This is a genomic window from Saccharothrix saharensis, assembly GCF_006716745.1.
Classification (GTDB): Bacteria; Actinomycetota; Actinomycetes; order Mycobacteriales; family Pseudonocardiaceae; genus Actinosynnema; species Actinosynnema saharense.
Map to the genome: position 1 here is coordinate 8,363,279 of NZ_VFPP01000001.1, position 14,718 is coordinate 8,377,996.

At 73.0% G+C, this 14,718-nt stretch carries 17 protein-coding genes and 1 riboswitch; of the genes, 10 read left to right on the top strand and 7 right to left on the bottom strand.

The window, feature by feature from the left end; all coding sequences use genetic code 11:
• Positions 1–6 precede the first annotated feature (6 nt).
• Positions 7–756, bottom strand: coding sequence for a class I SAM-dependent methyltransferase (locus tag FHX81_RS37960; protein WP_141983271.1), 750 nt, complete (start codon positions 754–756; stop codon positions 7–9).
• A 43-nt stretch (positions 757–799) separates the two neighbouring features.
• Complete coding sequence (locus FHX81_RS37965) at positions 800–1,675, bottom strand: serine hydrolase (RefSeq protein ID WP_246108173.1); 876 nt, start codon at positions 1,673–1,675, stop codon at positions 800–802.
• Between the two features lie 279 nt (positions 1,676–1,954).
• Positions 1,955–2,068, top strand: a riboswitch (TPP riboswitch).
• Between FHX81_RS37965 and FHX81_RS37970 the strand changes: the two genes are divergently transcribed.
• From FHX81_RS37970 to FHX81_RS37985, 4 genes are all read left to right on the top strand, one after another.
• The gene (locus tag FHX81_RS37970) at positions 2,061–3,098 is read left to right on the top strand and encodes an ABC transporter substrate-binding protein (protein WP_141983272.1); all 1,038 of its coding nucleotides are present in this window, start codon (positions 2,061–2,063) and stop codon (positions 3,096–3,098) included. (Overlaps the previous riboswitch by 8 nt.)
• A complete protein-coding gene (locus FHX81_RS37975; RefSeq protein WP_141983273.1) occupies positions 3,095–3,883 on the top strand; it encodes an ABC transporter permease in 789 nt (262 codons plus the stop codon). Before FHX81_RS37970 ends, FHX81_RS37975 begins: the two co-directional genes overlap by 4 nt.
• A complete protein-coding gene (locus FHX81_RS37980; protein WP_141983274.1) occupies positions 3,876–4,649 on the top strand; it encodes an ABC transporter ATP-binding protein in 774 nt (257 codons plus the stop codon). Before FHX81_RS37975 ends, FHX81_RS37980 begins: the two co-directional genes overlap by 8 nt.
• A gap of 30 nt (positions 4,650–4,679) precedes the next feature.
• Positions 4,680–5,819: an MFS transporter gene (locus tag FHX81_RS37985; RefSeq protein ID WP_170232319.1), complete on the top strand. Its 1,140-nt coding sequence runs from the start codon at positions 4,680–4,682 to the stop codon at positions 5,817–5,819.
• Between the two features lie 44 nt (positions 5,820–5,863).
• Here FHX81_RS37985 and FHX81_RS37990 read toward each other — a convergent pair whose 3' ends face one another.
• Genes FHX81_RS37990 through thiS form a run of 3 tightly spaced genes read right to left on the bottom strand, consistent with a single transcriptional unit; the run spans position 5,864 to position 7,588 of the window.
• Entirely contained in the window at positions 5,864–6,619 is a 756-nt protein-coding gene (locus tag FHX81_RS37990) for a tyrosine-protein phosphatase (RefSeq protein WP_141983276.1), read from the bottom strand.
• Positions 6,619–7,374, bottom strand: a complete 756-nt coding sequence (thiG, locus tag FHX81_RS37995) for a thiazole synthase (protein WP_141983277.1) — start codon at positions 7,372–7,374, stop codon at positions 6,619–6,621. Before thiG ends, FHX81_RS37990 begins: the two co-directional genes overlap by 1 nt.
• Complete coding sequence (thiS, locus tag FHX81_RS38000) at positions 7,367–7,588, bottom strand: sulfur carrier protein ThiS (protein WP_246108174.1); 222 nt, start codon at positions 7,586–7,588, stop codon at positions 7,367–7,369. The genes thiG and thiS overlap by 8 nt, the downstream gene beginning before the upstream one ends.
• Before the next feature lie 145 nt (positions 7,589–7,733).
• On the opposite strand from thiS, the gene thiE reads away from it, so the two are divergent.
• The 6 genes from thiE (at position 7,734) to FHX81_RS38030 (ending at position 12,528) form a co-directional block, all read left to right on the top strand.
• Complete coding sequence (gene thiE, locus FHX81_RS38005) at positions 7,734–8,399, top strand: thiamine phosphate synthase (protein ID WP_141983278.1); 666 nt, start codon at positions 7,734–7,736, stop codon at positions 8,397–8,399.
• A 182-nt stretch (positions 8,400–8,581) separates the two neighbouring features.
• A complete protein-coding gene (thiD, locus tag FHX81_RS38010; protein WP_342787247.1) occupies positions 8,582–9,394 on the top strand; it encodes a bifunctional hydroxymethylpyrimidine kinase/phosphomethylpyrimidine kinase in 813 nt (270 codons plus the stop codon).
• Between the two features lie 66 nt (positions 9,395–9,460).
• Entirely contained in the window at positions 9,461–10,486 is a 1,026-nt protein-coding gene (locus FHX81_RS38015; protein ID WP_211363684.1) for a thymidylate synthase, read from the top strand.
• Between the two features lie 35 nt (positions 10,487–10,521).
• Entirely contained in the window at positions 10,522–11,280 is a 759-nt protein-coding gene (locus FHX81_RS38020) for a class I SAM-dependent methyltransferase (RefSeq protein ID WP_141983280.1), read from the top strand.
• A gap of 1 nt (position 11,281) precedes the next feature.
• On the top strand, positions 11,282–11,758 hold the full coding sequence (locus FHX81_RS38025; protein ID WP_211363685.1) for a nucleoside 2-deoxyribosyltransferase: 477 nt from the start codon (positions 11,282–11,284) through the stop codon (positions 11,756–11,758).
• Positions 11,755–12,528, top strand: a complete 774-nt coding sequence (locus FHX81_RS38030; RefSeq protein WP_170232320.1) for an HAD-IIA family hydrolase — start codon at positions 11,755–11,757, stop codon at positions 12,526–12,528. The genes FHX81_RS38025 and FHX81_RS38030 overlap by 4 nt, the downstream gene beginning before the upstream one ends.
• 3 nt (positions 12,529–12,531) lie before the next feature.
• Here the strand turns inward: FHX81_RS38030 and tenA are convergent, their stop codons facing one another.
• Together tenA and FHX81_RS38040 are read right to left on the bottom strand one after the other, a co-directional pair.
• Positions 12,532–13,215: a thiaminase II gene (gene tenA, locus FHX81_RS38035; RefSeq protein ID WP_141983282.1), complete on the bottom strand. Its 684-nt coding sequence runs from the start codon at positions 13,213–13,215 to the stop codon at positions 12,532–12,534.
• 60 nt (positions 13,216–13,275) lie between these two features.
• On the bottom strand, positions 13,276–14,595 hold the full coding sequence (locus FHX81_RS38040; protein WP_141983283.1) for an amidohydrolase family protein: 1,320 nt from the start codon (positions 14,593–14,595) through the stop codon (positions 13,276–13,278).
• Between the last annotated feature and the right edge of the window lie 123 nt (positions 14,596–14,718).

The following is a 14,718-nucleotide window of genomic DNA, read 5'->3' on the forward strand; positions in this document are numbered from 1 at the left end:
GCCCGCCTACTCCGCGTGCAGGACGAAGAACAGGAAGCTCGGGAACGTGTCGAGGAGGTGGAACTCCTCCCCGAACAGCTCCCGCGCCTCGGGCACGGGCCGGGGTTCGTGGACGACCGAGATCCGGAAGCCCGCCGCGGTGAACGCGTCGGTCATCGCGTGCAGCGGCCGGTCCCAGAAGGTCAGCTCGGCGGTCTGGCCGCCCATGGTCCACTCCTCCACCCGGTCGGCCGTGGCGAAGTAGTCCGGCCGCGGCCCGGTCATGCGCCGGATGACGTTGATCAGGGTGGGGTGGTTGACCGAGGCGATCAGCCGCCCGCCGGGCTTGAGCACGCGGTGCAGCTCGGCCAGCGGAGGACCCCAGTCCCGCAGGTAGTGCAGGACCAGGGACGCCATGACGTCGTCGAACTCGTCGTCGGGGTAGGGCAGCGGGCCGGCCAGGTCGACCACGCGCAGGTCCGCGTCGGGGCCGAGCCGGCGCCGGGCCTGCGCCAGCATCCCGGCGCTGCCGTCGAAGCCGCTCACCGCGGCGCCCCGCTCGCGCAGCGCCGCGAACAGGGGCCCGGAACCGCACCCGGCGTCCAGGACCCGCCGGCCGGCCACGTCACCGGCCAGCGCGAGGGCCGCGGGCCGTTCGTAATAGGCGTTGATGATGCTGGTCTCGTTCTCGGCCGTGTACCCCTCGGCCAGGCTGTCGTAATCGCCGGCTCGCGACGGAATGGCGACCAGGGCGTCTTCCTCGGCTGCGTGGGACATGAGTCCCATCGTGGCACGGCGCGCGCCGGCGATTACGACCGGATCAGCGGAAATAGCCGTCGAACATGATCCGGCTGATTTCGGTGGTCGTTTCCATACCGACGTCGTAACCGTTGTCGACGACCTGGGTGTTGTTCATGACGGCGAGCGTGTAGCGCTCGTCGGGGCCGACGAAGCCCACCGAGTTCATCAGCCACGAACCGTCGTCGTTGTCGTCGGACCAGCCGTTCTTGTTGCCCGGTCGGGCCGCGGCGCCCGCGCCCCACACGCCCCACTGCTGGTTGGCGTCGACCGCGCGCATCTCGTTGACGATGTAGTCGCGGTGCCGGGCCGGCAGCCTGGTCAGCACGTAGTTGACCAGCCGGTCCAGGTCGTCGGCCGTGGTGAGGATCCAGCCCCAGTGGTGCGGGTGCTCGTCGGTGAACCGCATGTCGGTCATGCCGTAGGACGGGAAGCGGGCGGCGAACTCCTGCTCGCCGCCGTAGCGGGTCCACAGCGTGTGCGCCGCGGCGTCGTCGCTGGAGTTCAGCATGCGGTGCATGAGGTCGCGGTCTTCCGCGGTCAACGTGACGGTGCCCGCGTCGTCGCGCAGCAGGAGGTCCACGACCATGGCGAGCTTGGGCGTGGAGCAGGCCCAGATGAGCACGTCCGAGTGGGTGTTGCGCCAGACCGCGCCGGTCTTGCGGTCGCGCACCACGATCCCGGCGAACCCGGGGCGGCTCTCGGCGTAGGCGTTCGCCCGGCGGATCCGGTGGAGCAGCGTCCAGTCGAAGTGGCCCGGGACGGTGATCGGGTTGGCGTGGTCGACGGCGCCGGCGGCGACCGGGGGCGCGGCGTTGGCCGCCGGGGCGACCAGCGGCGTGGCGAAGGTGGCCGCGAGCAGTGCGACGGCGACCATTCGTCGGGTGATCGGGATCATGTCGACGGAAGTTAGCAGGACGCCACTCACATCGACCACGAATTGCCGGTGACCATCCTCATGATGACGAAGCACGATCGTGGACAACCTTTTCGGCGCGGTTCTCCCAAGTGCGCGGACATCGTTTTCCTCGTCCCGCCGGCGGGAACCGGCGCGTCGGTCGAGCCGCCGGTCGGGACCAGGGGCACGGGAACGCCGGCTCGCGGTGCGGCACCCCGAACGGGTGGGGCGCGCCACGGGTGGGCCGGTGTCGACGCCCGGCCGCACCGCGTAGGGTGGGGCCATCCCCGCGGGAGCCCTGCGCGTCCGGGCTGAGAGGACGGCACGATCGGCCGTCGACCGTTCGCACCTGACCCGGTTCGTACCGGCGTAGGGAGGATTTTGCATGCGCACGTTCACCAGGTTCGGCGTCACCGCCGTGGTCGCGCTGGTCGCCGTCGCCCTGACGGCCTGCGGCAGCGACGGCGGGGGCGCGCAGGGCGGGGAGAACCGCCCGAAGGTCCGCCTCGCGCTGGACTGGACGCCCAACGTCAACCACACCGGCATCTTCATCGCCCAGAAGCAGGGGTGGTTCGAGGAGGCCGGGCTGGACGTGGAGCTGCTGCCCTACAACAACACCTCGCCGGACACGCTGGTCTCCTCCGGCGCGGCCGACTTCGGCATCAGCTTCCAGGACTCGTTCAGCTTCTCGAAGGCGTCCGGCGCGGACATCACGTCGGTGATGGCGATCGTGCAGCACTGGGCCACCGCGATCGCGGTCCGCGGTGACCGCACCGACATCAAGACCCCCGCCGACCTCGACGGCAAGACCTACGGCGGCTTCGGCGCGGCCTACGAAGAGCCGAAGATGCGAGAGGTCATCAAGAACGCGGGCGGCAAGGGCGAGTTCGAGACCATCGTGCTGGGCACCGCCGCCTACGAGGCCGTCTACGCGGGCGAAGCGGACTTCACCGAGCCGTTCCTGAACGTCGAGGGCGTGCAGGCCGACCTGCGCGGCACGCCGTTCAAGACCTTCTCCTACACCGACTTCGGCTTCCCCGACTCCTACAACGTGATCCTGGTCGGCAAGACGCCGTGGCTGGCCGAGAACAGCGACACGGCCAAGAAGTTCGTCCAGGCCGTGCAGCGCGGCTACCAGTTCGCCGCCGAGGACCCGGCACGCGGCGCGGCGCTGCTCGCGGAGGCCGATCCGGCCGCGTTCGGCGAGCAGGAGATGGTGTCGCGCGGCGTGAAGATGATGGCCGAGGAGTACCTGCTCGACGCCAACGGCGTGGTGGGGCCGCAGACGGCCGAGATCTGGACGGGCCTGTCCGGCTTCCTCTACGACTCCGGCGTCCTGGCCGGGCCGGACGGCTCGCCGCTGACCGAGCGGCCGGACTTCTCGACCTGGTTCACCAACGACTACCTGGCGCCCTCACCGTGATCGCACCCGCGCGCGGGAGGGCCCGGCGCACGCTGACCGCGGTCCTCCCGCCGCTGGTGCTCGTGGTGGTCGGCCTCGTCGTCTGGCAGTGGGCGGTGACGTCCACCGGCGTCCGGCCGCAGGTGCTGCCCTCGCCGCTGCGCGTGCTGGAGCAGGGGTGGCGCAACCGCGAGCTGATCTGGACCCACACGGTGCCGACGCTGCAGGTGACGGCCATCGGGTTCGCCTGCTCGCTGGCGCTGAGCTGGGCGCTGGCCATCGCGGTGGACTTCTCCCGGTGGCTGCGCCGCGCCCTCACCCCGTTGCTGGTGGCGTCGCAGACGATCCCGATCATCGTCATCGCGCCGCTGCTCATCATCTGGTTCGGCTTCGGGTTGCTGCCCAAGGTGGTGGTGATCGCGCTGGTGACGTTCTTCCCGATCGCGATCGGCCTGATCGAGGGCTTCGCCGCCACCGACCGCAAGGCGACCGACCTGCTGCGCAGCATGGGCGCCTCGCGCTGGCAGCGGTTCCGGTACGTGCGGCTGCCGGGCGCGCTGCCGTCGTTCTTCACGGCGTTGCGCATCGGCATCACCTACGCGGTGACCGGGGCGGTGTTCGCCGAGTACGCGGGTGCCAAGGAGGGGTTGGGCATCTTCATGAGCCTGCAGAAGAACTCCTTCCGCACCGACCTGGTGCTGGCGGCGGTGGTGGTCACCGCGCTGCTGTCGATCGGTTTGTTCGGGCTGACCCACCTCGTCGAGCGGCTGGTCATCCCGTGGCACGTGAAGAGGCGTCGTGGGTGAGGTCAAGCTCTCGGTCGAGGACCTGCACAAGTCGTTCCGGACCGACGCGGGCGTGCTGCCGGTGCTCGACGGCGTCCGCTTCGACATCGCGCCGGGCGAGTTCGTCTCGGTGATCGGGCCGAGCGGCTGCGGCAAGTCCACGCTGTTCAACGTCATCGCCGGGCTGGAGCGGCCGGACGCGGGCCGGGTGGTCGTGGACGGGCGCGACACCACCGGGCGCAGCGACCCGTTCGCCTACATGCCGCAGCAGGACCTGCTGTTCCCCTGGCGGACCGTGCTGGACAACACCACGTTGGGGCTGGAGGTCGCGGGCGTGCCCCGGCGGGTCGCGCGGGAACGGGCCCGCGCGTTGTTCGGGCCGTTCGGCCTGGCCGGGTTCGAGTCGGCGCACCCGCAGGAGCTGTCCGGCGGCATGCGGCAGCGGGCGGCCCTGCTGCGCACCGTGGTGCAGGACCGGGCCGTGCTGCTGCTGGACGAGCCGTTCGGCGCGTTGGACTCGTTGACCCGTGCCGACATGCAGGAGTGGCTGGAGGGCGTCCGCACCGGGTTCGAGTGGACCGTGCTGCTGATCACCCACGACATCCGCGAGGCGGTGCTGCTGTCCGACCGGGTGCTGGTGCTCGCGCCCCGGCCCACCCGGGTGCACCTGGAGGTGGAGGTCGACCTGCCGCACCCGCGACGCCTGGACGTGATCACCGAGCCGCGGTTCGCGCAGTTGGAGGACGTGCTGCTCAACGCGTTGCGCGGGCGGCACCCGGAGGTTTGAGCGGGTCGGTCGGCGGGGGAGGTGGTGCCGGTGGGGCGGGCCAGGTTCTGCGTCGCGGTGGTGTTCTTCGTCAACGGGGCGGTGTTCTCCAGTTGGGCCTCGCGCGTGCCCGCGATCGCGGACCGGGTGGGCGCGGGCCCGGCGGCCATCGCGGTGGCGGTCTTCGGCCTGAGCGCGGGTGCGGTGGTCGGCCTGCCGCTGTCCGGTGTGCTGGTGTCCCGGTTCGGCAGCACGGCGGTCGTGCGGGCGGTGCTGGTCGGGTACGCGGCGGCGCTCGTGGCGGTGGGGGTGGCTCCGGACCTCGTGCTGCTGACGGCGGCGTTGGCCGGTCTGGGCGTCGGCAACGGGATGCTGGACGTGGCGATGAACACCGCCGCGATCGAGGTGGAGCGCCGGTACCGCCGGCAGGTGATGGCGGCGTTCCACGCCCAGTTCAGCTTCGGCGGGCTGGCGGGTGCCCTGGTCGGGGCGGGAGCCGCCGGGATCGGCGCGCCGCCCGCGGTGCACCTGCCGGTGGTCGCTTCGGTGCTGCTGGTGGCGGGGATGGCCGCGACCGCCGGGCTGCTGCCCGCGTCACCGGACCGCGAGGTCGGGCGCCGCGGGTCGCCGCGCCGTGACCGGCGGCTGGTGCTGCTGGGGCTGCTGGTCCTGTGCAGCCTGCTGTGCGAGGGCGCGGTGTACGACTGGAGCGCGGTCTACCTGCGGGACGAGGTCGGCGGCAGCCCGGCGGTCGCGGCCCTGGGGTTCGCCGCGTTCTCCCTGTCCATGGCGTGCTGCCGGCTGGTGGCGGACCGGTTCGTCGACCGGGTGGGACGGGTGCGGTACGTGCGGGTGGCGGGCGTGCTGGCGGCGGCGGGGCTCGGGCTGGTGCTGCTCGGTCCCGGCGTGGCGGCGGGCGTGGTCGGCTTCGGGTTGGTGGGGCTCGCGCTGGCCGGGGTCGTGCCGACGCTGTTCAGCGCCGCCGCGGACGGGCGGGTCAACCCGGCGGGTGCGATCGCCGTGGTGTCGACGATCGGGTACTCGGGCTTCCTGGCCGGACCGGCCTTGATCGGCGGGATCGCGGCGGCGTCGTCGCTGCGGCTCGCGGTGGCGGCGCTGGTCGTGCTGGCGCTGGCGGTGTCGGCGGGGGCCGGGGTGCTGCGTGACCGGCCGGGACGCGCGGCCGGGTGACGCGACGCGTGGTCGGTGACCGGTCGGGCGGAAGGTCGGCCCCGTCAGTCGAGCAGTGCGGCCCGCAGGCGGTCGAGGGTGGTGGGACGGAGGCCCAGGGCGGTCGCGAAGCCCGCGGGTGAGCCGTGTTCGTCCTCGATCGCCCGCAGGAAGCCCAGCATGGTCTCCCGGTTCGCGGTCAGCATCGACGGCGGGACGTGCGACCAGTGGGTCCGGGTGTCGTCCTCACCGCCCGCCGTCACCGACGCCTGCCAGCGGGCGGTGGCGGTCTCGCTCAGGGCGTAGTCGTCGGCGACGTCCTCGGCCGGGACGCCGAGCAGGCGCAGCACGAACGCGGCCAGCACGCCGGTCCGGTCCTTGCCCGCCGCGCAGTGGAACACCGCGGGCAGCGCGTCCGGCGCGGCCAGCGCCTCGACCGCCGCCCTCAACCCGGAGGCACCCTCGACCGCGATCTCCCGGTAGTGGTCCACCGCGAAGTCCGGGCGCGCCGACTCCTCCGACGGCAACGCCGACCAGTCGGGCACCCGACGCAGCAGCGGCACGTGCAGCAGACGCCCAGGCCAGTCCGGCGGCGGCTCCCACGTCCGCTCGCTCAGCTCCGCGGCCGTGCGCAGGTCCAGCACGGTGGCCGCGCCCAGCGCCAGGAACGCCGCCGCACCCCGCCCGGTGAGCCGGTGCAGGCCGTCGGAGCGGTACAGCCGCCCCCACGCCACCGAGCGCCCGTCCTCCGTGCGGTAGCCGCCGAGGTCGCGGAAGTTGAACAGGCCGTCGATGTCGAGGAACCTCGACGCCACGTCCATCAGTCCACCGCCGGCGACGACGCCTGCGCCCAGTACCGCTTGGGGATGCGGCCCGCCAACCGTGCGTTGAACCCGGCCGCCACCCCGTCGGCCATCGCCCGCGCCATCCGCTCGGGCTCGGTGGCCCGGGTGACCGCCGTGGCCAGCAGCACGGCCGCACACCCCAGCTCCATGGCCAGCGCGGCGTCGCTGGCGGTGCCGATGCCCGCGTCCAGGATCACCGGCACGCCCGCCTGGTCCGCGATCATCTCGATGTTGTGCGGGTTGGCGATGCCCCGACCGGTGCCGATCGGGGAACCCAGCGGCATCACGGCCGCGCAGCCCACGTCCTCCAACCGCCGCGCCACGATCGGGTCGTCCGTGGTGTAGGGCAGCACGGTGAAGCCGTCGTCCACCAACTGCTCGGCCGCGAGCACGAGTTCGGTCACGTCGGGCAGCAGCGTCCGCTCGTCCGCGACGACCTCCAGCTTGACCCAGTCGGTCTCCAACGCCTCGCGCGCCAGCCGCGCGGTGAGCACCGCCTCGGCCGCGCCGCGACAGCCCGCCGTGTTGGGCAGCACGGCGATCTTCAAGCGCTCCAACAGGTCCAGCACCCCACCGCCGGACGCGTTGACCCGGCGCAGCGCCACGGTGGTCAGCTCCGTGCCCGACGCCACCAGCGCGCGTTCCAGCACGGCGAGGTTCATGGCGCCGCCGGTACCCATGATCAGCCGGGAACCGAACTCCCGGTCGGCGATCCGCAGCGGCTCATCCACCCTGCACCGCCGTGAGCACCTCGACCGACGCGCCGTCGTGCAGCGCGGTGTCCCACGCGTGCCGGGGCAGGACCTCGCCGTCCACGGCGACCGCTATCCCGGTGCGCCGGGCGGACAGCCGCTCGACGAGCTCGGCCGCGGTGCACCCGTCCGCCACTTCGGTCGCCTGTCCGTTGACCACGAGGTTCACCAGCGCCTCCCCGAGCGTGGGCATCGACATGGTGTCGGTTCCGGTGCGCTCACCGGATCTTCGACCGTAGTGCCGATCTCCGGGCGCGCCATACCGCCACTCGTGCGGGGCTGCCCTCCCCGAACCGGAGGAGTGCCGCCCGGCACGGGATGTCGCTAGCGTCGCGGGCATGCGACAGCGCGATCGCCTGATGGCCGCTCGGCTCTACCTGTGCACGGACGCCCGTCGTGACACCGACGACCTGGCGGAGTTCGCCGACGCCGCGCTGGCCGGCGGTGTCGACGTGATCCAGTTGCGGGACAAGGGATCGGTGGGCGAACGCCGGTTCGGGCCGCTGGAGGCGGGGGCGGCGCTGGCCGCGTTGGCGGTGCTGCGCGAGGCGTGCACGCGCCACGGTGCCCTGCTGGCGGTCAACGACCGCGTGGACCTCGCGTCGGCCGCCGGGGCGCACGTGGTGCACCTGGGGCAGGACGACCTGCCGGTGGCGCACGCCCGCGAGCTGATCGGACCGGACGTGCTGATCGGCCGTTCCACGCACACCCCGGAGCAGGTGGCCGAGGCGGCGCGCGACCCGGAGGTGGACTACTTCAGCGTGGGCCCCTGCTGGGCCACGCCGACCAAGCCGGGACGCGCGCCGGCCGGGCTGGACCTGGTGCGCCACGCCGCCGGGGTCGCCGGGGACAAGCCGTGGTTCCCCATCGGCGGCATCGACCCGGCGCGCCTCCCGGAAGTCCTGGCGGCGGGCGGGCGTCGCGTCGCGGTGGTGCGCGCCATCGGGGCCGCGGCCGATCCCCGCCGGGCGGCGGCCGAGCTGAAGGCGGCCGTCGCGGGGTGACCCGTCGGCCTGTTGCCAGTGAGCGAGGGTGCGGCTACGGTCGGTGAGGAACTCGCATCCCGCCGTGGCGGGCGCCGGGTATCACCACCGGTGCGAAAGTGCTTCCGCGACAGCGGTGTCGACGGTGTGGAGGGCCGATGGGGGAGCGGGCGGTCGGTGTTGCGCCACCCAGGGTGATGACCATGGCGGGCACCGATTCCGGCGGTGGCGCGGGCGCGGCCGCCGACCTTCGGGCGTTCGCCGCCTGCGGTGTGCACGGGTGCCTGGCGGTGTGCGCGGTCACCGCGCAGAACTCGCTGGGCGTGAGCGCGGTGCACGGCGTCCCGCCGGAGCTGGTGGCCGCCCAGATCACCGCGGTGGTCGAGGACATCGGCCTGGACGCGGCCAAGACCGGGATGCTCGGCACCGGCGAGGTCGTCGCCGAGGTCGTCCGGACCTGTGCCGCCGTGGGCATCGGCGGTGACGGGCCCGTGCCGCTCGTCGTCGACCCGGTGCTGGCCTCCATGCACGGTCACGCGCTGGCCACCGCGTCCGCCGTGGAGTCCTACCGGACGATGTTGCTGCCGCTGGCCACGGTCACCACGCCCAACCTGGACGAGGTGCGCCTGCTCGTCGGCGTCGACGTCCGGGACCGCGCGGGCCAGCACGAGGCGGCGAAGGCGTTGCACGGCTTGGGCGCGCGGCACGTGCTGGTGAAGGGCGGGCACCTGGCCGGTGACACCGACGTGAGCGTGGACGTGCTCTACGACGGCCACACCTTCACCGAGTTCCCCGGCCCCCGGTTCGACACCGACAACACCCACGGCGGCGGCGACTCGTTCGCCGCGGCCATCACCGCGGGGCTCGCCCGCGGCCTGTCCGTGCCGGAGGCGGTGGGGTTCGGCAAGCGCTACGTCGTGGAGGCGGTGCGCCACTCGTTCGCCCTGGGCGCCGGGTACGGCCCCGTGTCCGCGCTGTGGGCGACCAGGCGCTGGTGGGAGGAACCCGCCGGGTAGCCGACGACACCGGCGGGTTGTGTTAGCGCCCGGGGAGCAGCCGACCGCTTCGGAGGAGACACCACCGTGGAGTTCGACGCCGTGCAGTTCGACGCCGTGGAGTTCGACACCTTCCACCACGCCTACACCGCGGTGTTGAGATCGCTGGTGGACGAGCCGTCCTACCGCAACGCGCCACGCGGTCAGCCCAGCAGCGAACGGCTCGGCGTGCAGTACCGGCTGCGCCGGCCGAGCCAGCGCGTGCCGCTGGTGCCCGCACGGCGGCTCAACATCGCGTTCAACCTGGCCGAGGCGCTGTGGTACCTGTCCGGTCGCGACGACCTGGACTTCATCGGCTACTACGCGCCCGGCATGCACAAGTACTCCGCCGACGGCGTGCGGCTGACGGGCACCGCCTACGGGCGCGCGATCTTCGGCGGCGACGGTCGGCCGGACCAGTGGCGCGCGGTCGTGGACCAGTTGCGCGACGACCCGGACAGCAAACGCGCGGTGGTGCAGATCTTCCGGGGCGAGGAGCTGGCCGTGCCCGGCAACCCGGACGTGTCGTGCACCTTGGGCGTGCAGTTCCTCGTCCGGGAGGGTGTGTTGCACGCCATGGCTTTCATGCGCGCCAACGACGCCTACCGGGGCATGTCCAGCGACGTGTTCTCGTTCACGTTCCTCCAGGAGCTGATGGCCCGCGAACTCGGCCTGCGGCTCGGCGGGTACGTGCACTCCGTGGGCTCGATGCACGTCTACGACAGCGACGCCCGGCGGGCGCGCGAGGTGCTGGCCGACCCGGCCGCGGCGGCGGACCCGGAGCTGCCGTTCCCGGAGATGCCCGAGGGCGACAACTGGCCGTTCGTGCGGCGCGTGCTCGACCTGGAAGAGCCGTTGCGCCTCGACCGGCACCGCCTGGATCCCGACGTCGACCTGAACGGGCTGCCCGACTACTGGGCGCAGGTGCTGCTGGTGCTGGAACTGCACCGCGCGGTCCGCCACGGGGGAGCACCCGACGCGGGCGCGGTCGCGATGTTGTGGCCCTGCTACCGGTGGCTGGTGGGCCGGTGGCGGCCCGACCTGGTGGCCGACCCGGTCACGCTGCCCTGCTGACCACCGGCACGAGGACCTACCGGAAGAGGAGTCGCATGGGGACGGACTGGCGGGCCGGTGGCGCCGTCGCCACCGGGTTCGACGACTACGACGACCTGCCCGAGCGGGTGCTGGGCTACCCGACGGTGTTCTCCGCGCTGCGGCTGGGCGACCCGGACGTGCGCACCGTGCTGGACTACGGCTGCGGGCCGGGCAAGGTGTCGCTGCGGGTGGCGGAGGACCACCCCGTGGCGGTCGAGGCCGTCGACATCTCGCCCGGCATGCTGGAGATCGCGCGCACCCGCCGTGCCCACCCCCGCATCCGCTACCACGAGCTCACCGGGCCGCGGCTGGACTTCCTGGCCGACGACGCGGTGGACGCGGCGATGTGCTGCTACGTCTTCATCAACATCGGCGACCTGGACCGGATCCGCGCCATCGCCGCCGAGGTGCACCGGGTGCTGCGGCCCGGTGGCCGCTTCGCGGTGCTGGACACGAACCCCGACACCACCGGCGTCCGGTTCTCCACGTTCGTCAGCGGCGAGCCCGGCGTCCGCTACGAGGCGGGCCAGCCGCGCCGGGTGTTGCTGCACCTGCCCGGCGGCGGGGTGCTCGAACTGCGCGACCACCACTGGCCGCGCGACACTTACGTCGACGTGCTGACCGAAGCGGGTTTCCGCGACGTCACCACCACGGCGCCGCTGCTGGGCGACGTGGCCGACAGCGCGGGAGCCGTGCCGGGGTCGCCGCTGGACGTCGACCGGCCGGCCGAGGCCGACCACCCGCCGTTCCTCGTCACCACAGGGGTGAAGTGAAGTGAGCGCACGAAGCGTCTTCCTCGGCGGACCGTTCAAGGCGTCGATCGACCCGGCCACGGGCACGCTGCGCGCCGCCGAACGGGCCCGGCTGGAGTCCGTGATCGCCCGGCTCGAACGCGACGGTTACGAGGTGCACAACGCCCACCGCAGGGAGGGGTGGGGCGCGGCGTTCCTGACCCCCGAGGAGTGCACCCGGCTGGATTTCGAGGAGATCTCGGCCAGCGACGTCTTCATCGCCTTCCCCGGCGCGCCCGCGTCACCGGGCACGCACGTGGAGATCGGCTGGGCGTCGGCCCTGGGCAAGCCGGTCGTGCTGCTGCTGGAGGACGGAGCCGAGTACGCGTTCCTGGTGCGCGGGCTGCACACCGTCGCCGACGTCGTGGTCGTGCCCGTCGGCCCGGACTCCGACGTGGCCGGGCTGGTGGCCGGTGCGTTGCGGGACATCGAGGCGCGGACGTCCGTGAGGGAGCGGTGACGGCCGTCCTGGCGGACCGGTTCGACGGGTTCATCGTGGACCTGGACGGCGTGGTGCACGTCGGCGGGCACCCGCTGCCCGGTGCGGTGGAGACGTTGTCCGCCTTGGCCCGGGACGGCAAGCGGATCGTCTACCTGACCAACGACCCGCGTCACGCCCGCGCCACCGTCGCGGCCCGCCTGACCGGGTGGGGACTGCCGACCCCGCCGGCGGCCGTGGTCACCTCGGGGTGGTTCGCCGCCGCCGAGGTCGCGGCCGGCGGCGCGCGGGTGTTCGTGATCGGCACGGACGAGCTGCGCGCCGAGACGGCCGAAGCGGGCGCGGTGGTGCTCACGGCCGACGAGGCCGGGGTGGCCGACCGCATCCTGGTCTCCGGCCACGACGGGTTCGACTACGCGGAACTGCGTGCCGCCTGCCGGGCCGGGGCGAACGGGGCGGAGCTGTTCGCCACCAACCGGGACGCCACCTTCCCGATGCCGGACGGGCTGTGGCCGGGCACCGGCGCGGTGCTGGCCGCCGTGGAGACCGCGCTGGGCCGGCGGGCCACCGCGCTGGGCAAACCGGAACCGGCGATCTTCCGGGTCGCGCACGAACTGGTCGGCGGCGGCCGGGTGGCGGTGGTCGGCGACCGGGTCCAGACCGACGTGGAGGGCGGCCGGCGTGCCGGCCTGCCCACGGTGCTGGTGCGACCCGACCCGGTGCCGGAGGGCACCGGCCCGCGCCCGGACCACGTGGTGCCCGACCTGACCGGGCTGCTCGCCCCCGGCTGACCCTCAGACGGGCCAGGACTCGCGGCGGTACCCGGCGTCCCAGAACATCCACTCGTACCGGGCCGCGGTCCGCATCCGCGCGCCGACCAGCAGCCGGTCGTCGGGGGACAACCGCTCGCCGAGCCAGTCCGTCGCGGCCAGCACCTCGTCCACCAGCCCTTGGAACGCGGTGTCGCCGTAGGCGTTGATCCAGCGGTCGTACAGCGGGTCCGGCGAGCCCTGCACCCGCAGCACCGAGCCCACCCGCGCGTAGATCCAGTAGCAGGGCAGCACCGCGCCCACGGCCTCGGCGTAACCGCCGCGCGCGCTGGCGAACAGGAAGTCCAGGTACGCCCGCGTGGTCGGGGAGACCGGCTCGGCCGCGGCCTGCTCCGGGGTGGTGCCCAGCTCGGCCAGCAGCGACTCGTGCAGGCCGCGTTCGACGGCCACCGTGTTGGCCGCGTGCCGGGCGAACATGGCGGTGTCCTCGTCACGCGTCGCCGTGGCCGCGCACAGCGCGAGCACCTTGGCGTACCCGCTCAGGTAGTGGGCGTCCTGGACGATGTAGTGCCGGAACGACTCGCGCGGCAGCGTGCCGTCCAGCAGACCGGTGAGGAACGGGTGCGCGAGCACGTTCGCGTAGATGTCCTCGACGCCGGCCCACAGCGTGTCGGTGAAGGGCGCCGTGACGGCGTGCGGAGTGGCCACCCGAGCAGGCTAACCCGCACGCCGCCGTCGCGGACAGGGTCGCCCGACCTGCCGCTGCGGTCAGGCGCGGATGCGGTCGAGCACGCGCAGGAACGCCTCGTTCGCCTTGGCCAGCACCTCGTCCTCGTCGATCGTGGTGAACACGCCCTCGTCCAGCACCACCACGCCGTCCACGATCGTCGTGTCGACGCTGCTGCCGTTGGCCGCGAACACCAGGTGCGAGTAGAGGTGGTCGGCGTTGCCCGGCTCCAGCGGGGTGAACATCTGGTTGCGCAGGCCGACCAGCGCCAGGTCGGCCTTGCGGCCCACCTCGATCCGGCCGGTCGGGTGGCCGAGCGCGTCGGCGCCGTTGCGGGTGGCCATGGCGAGGATGTCCGGCGCCTGGAACAAGCCCGCGTCCACGCGGTTGGCGCGGTGGATCAACGAGGCGTACTTCATCACCTCGAACAGGTCGCGGCTGTTGTTGCACTCGGCCGCGTCGTGGCCGAGCCCGACGGTGAGGCCGGCGGCCAGCATCTCGGGCACCCGGGCGATGCCGTTGCCCAGCTTGGCGTTGGAGACCGGGTTGTGCGAGATCCGCGTGCCGGTCTCGCGCATCAGGGCGATCTCGGCGTCGTTCAGCCACACGCAGTGGGCGGCGATGCAGTCCGGTCCGAGCAGCCCGGTGTCGAAGGCCAGTTCGGTGGGCCGCCGGCCGAACTGCTCCAGCACGGTCCGCACCTCGCCCAGGGATTCGTTGAGGTGCACGTGGATGCCGGTGCCCAGGTCGTCGGCCAGGCCCCGGGCGTCGCGCAACAGCTCGGGCGAGGCCAGCGGCAGCCACTCGATGCCCACGTACACCTCGATGCGGCCGTTCGCCCTGCCGTGCCACCTCCGGTAGGCGCGTTCGTTGTCGGCCAGGGTGTCCAGCCGGTGCTCGTCGGTGGCGACGTCGTTGGACAGCACGGCCCGGATGCCGATCCGCTCGGCCGCCGGCGCCAGCGCGTCCAGCCGCCGGTACATGTCGTTGACCGTGGTCACCCCGCAGCGCAACGACTCGCTGTAGCTCGCCAGCGCGGCCCAGTAGGCCGCCTCGTGGTCCAGCGCCCGGATGATCGGGTACCAGCACGTCTCCAGGTACTCCAGCAGCGGCAGGTGGTCGCTGTACCCCTTGCCCAGCGCGGTGTGGTAGTGCAGGTCCACGAGCCCGGGTAAGACCGCCTTGTCCGTGGCGTCGATGACCCGGCTCGCGCCGTCGCGGGCGGCGTCCGCCTCGGGACCGCGCGGGTGGACCGCCACCACCCGGTCCCCTTCGACCACGACGGTCCCGCCGTGGTGCACCTCGCGGGCGTCGTTCATGGTCACCACGATGCCGTTGGCGATTACCAGCCGATCAGCCATGACAGCTCCTCACCCAGTCGACCCGATGCCACGAAGCGTAGTGATCCACCTCACTGCGCGTCCGGGCTCGACGAGGCGTCACGGCCGCCGCTGCGCCATCCCGAACGCCCGCGACAGCGCGTC

What these genes read in the sequence shown, in the direction of transcription:
- thiE (WP_141983278.1), top strand. Translation starts at nt 7,734, where the DNA reads ATGCGACAGCGCGATCGCCTGATGGCCGCTCGGCTCTACCTGTGCACG.
- FHX81_RS37960 (WP_141983271.1), bottom strand. Translation starts at nt 756, where the DNA reads ATGTCCCACGCAGCCGAGGAAGACGCCCTGGTCGCCATTCCGTCGCGA.
- FHX81_RS37990 (WP_141983276.1), bottom strand. Translation starts at nt 6,619, where the DNA reads ATGGACGTGGCGTCGAGGTTCCTCGACATCGACGGCCTGTTCAACTTC.
- FHX81_RS37965 (WP_246108173.1), bottom strand. Translation starts at nt 1,675, where the DNA reads ATGATCCCGATCACCCGACGAATGGTCGCCGTCGCACTGCTCGCGGCC.
- FHX81_RS37970 (WP_141983272.1), top strand. Translation starts at nt 2,061, where the DNA reads ATGCGCACGTTCACCAGGTTCGGCGTCACCGCCGTGGTCGCGCTGGTC.
- FHX81_RS38040 (WP_141983283.1), bottom strand. Translation starts at nt 14,595, where the DNA reads ATGGCTGATCGGCTGGTAATCGCCAACGGCATCGTGGTGACCATGAAC.
- thiD (WP_342787247.1), top strand. Translation starts at nt 8,582, where the DNA reads ATGGCGGGCACCGATTCCGGCGGTGGCGCGGGCGCGGCCGCCGACCTT.
- thiS (WP_246108174.1), bottom strand. Translation starts at nt 7,588, where the DNA reads ATGCCCACGCTCGGGGAGGCGCTGGTGAACCTCGTGGTCAACGGACAG.
- FHX81_RS38020 (WP_141983280.1), top strand. Translation starts at nt 10,522, where the DNA reads ATGGGGACGGACTGGCGGGCCGGTGGCGCCGTCGCCACCGGGTTCGAC.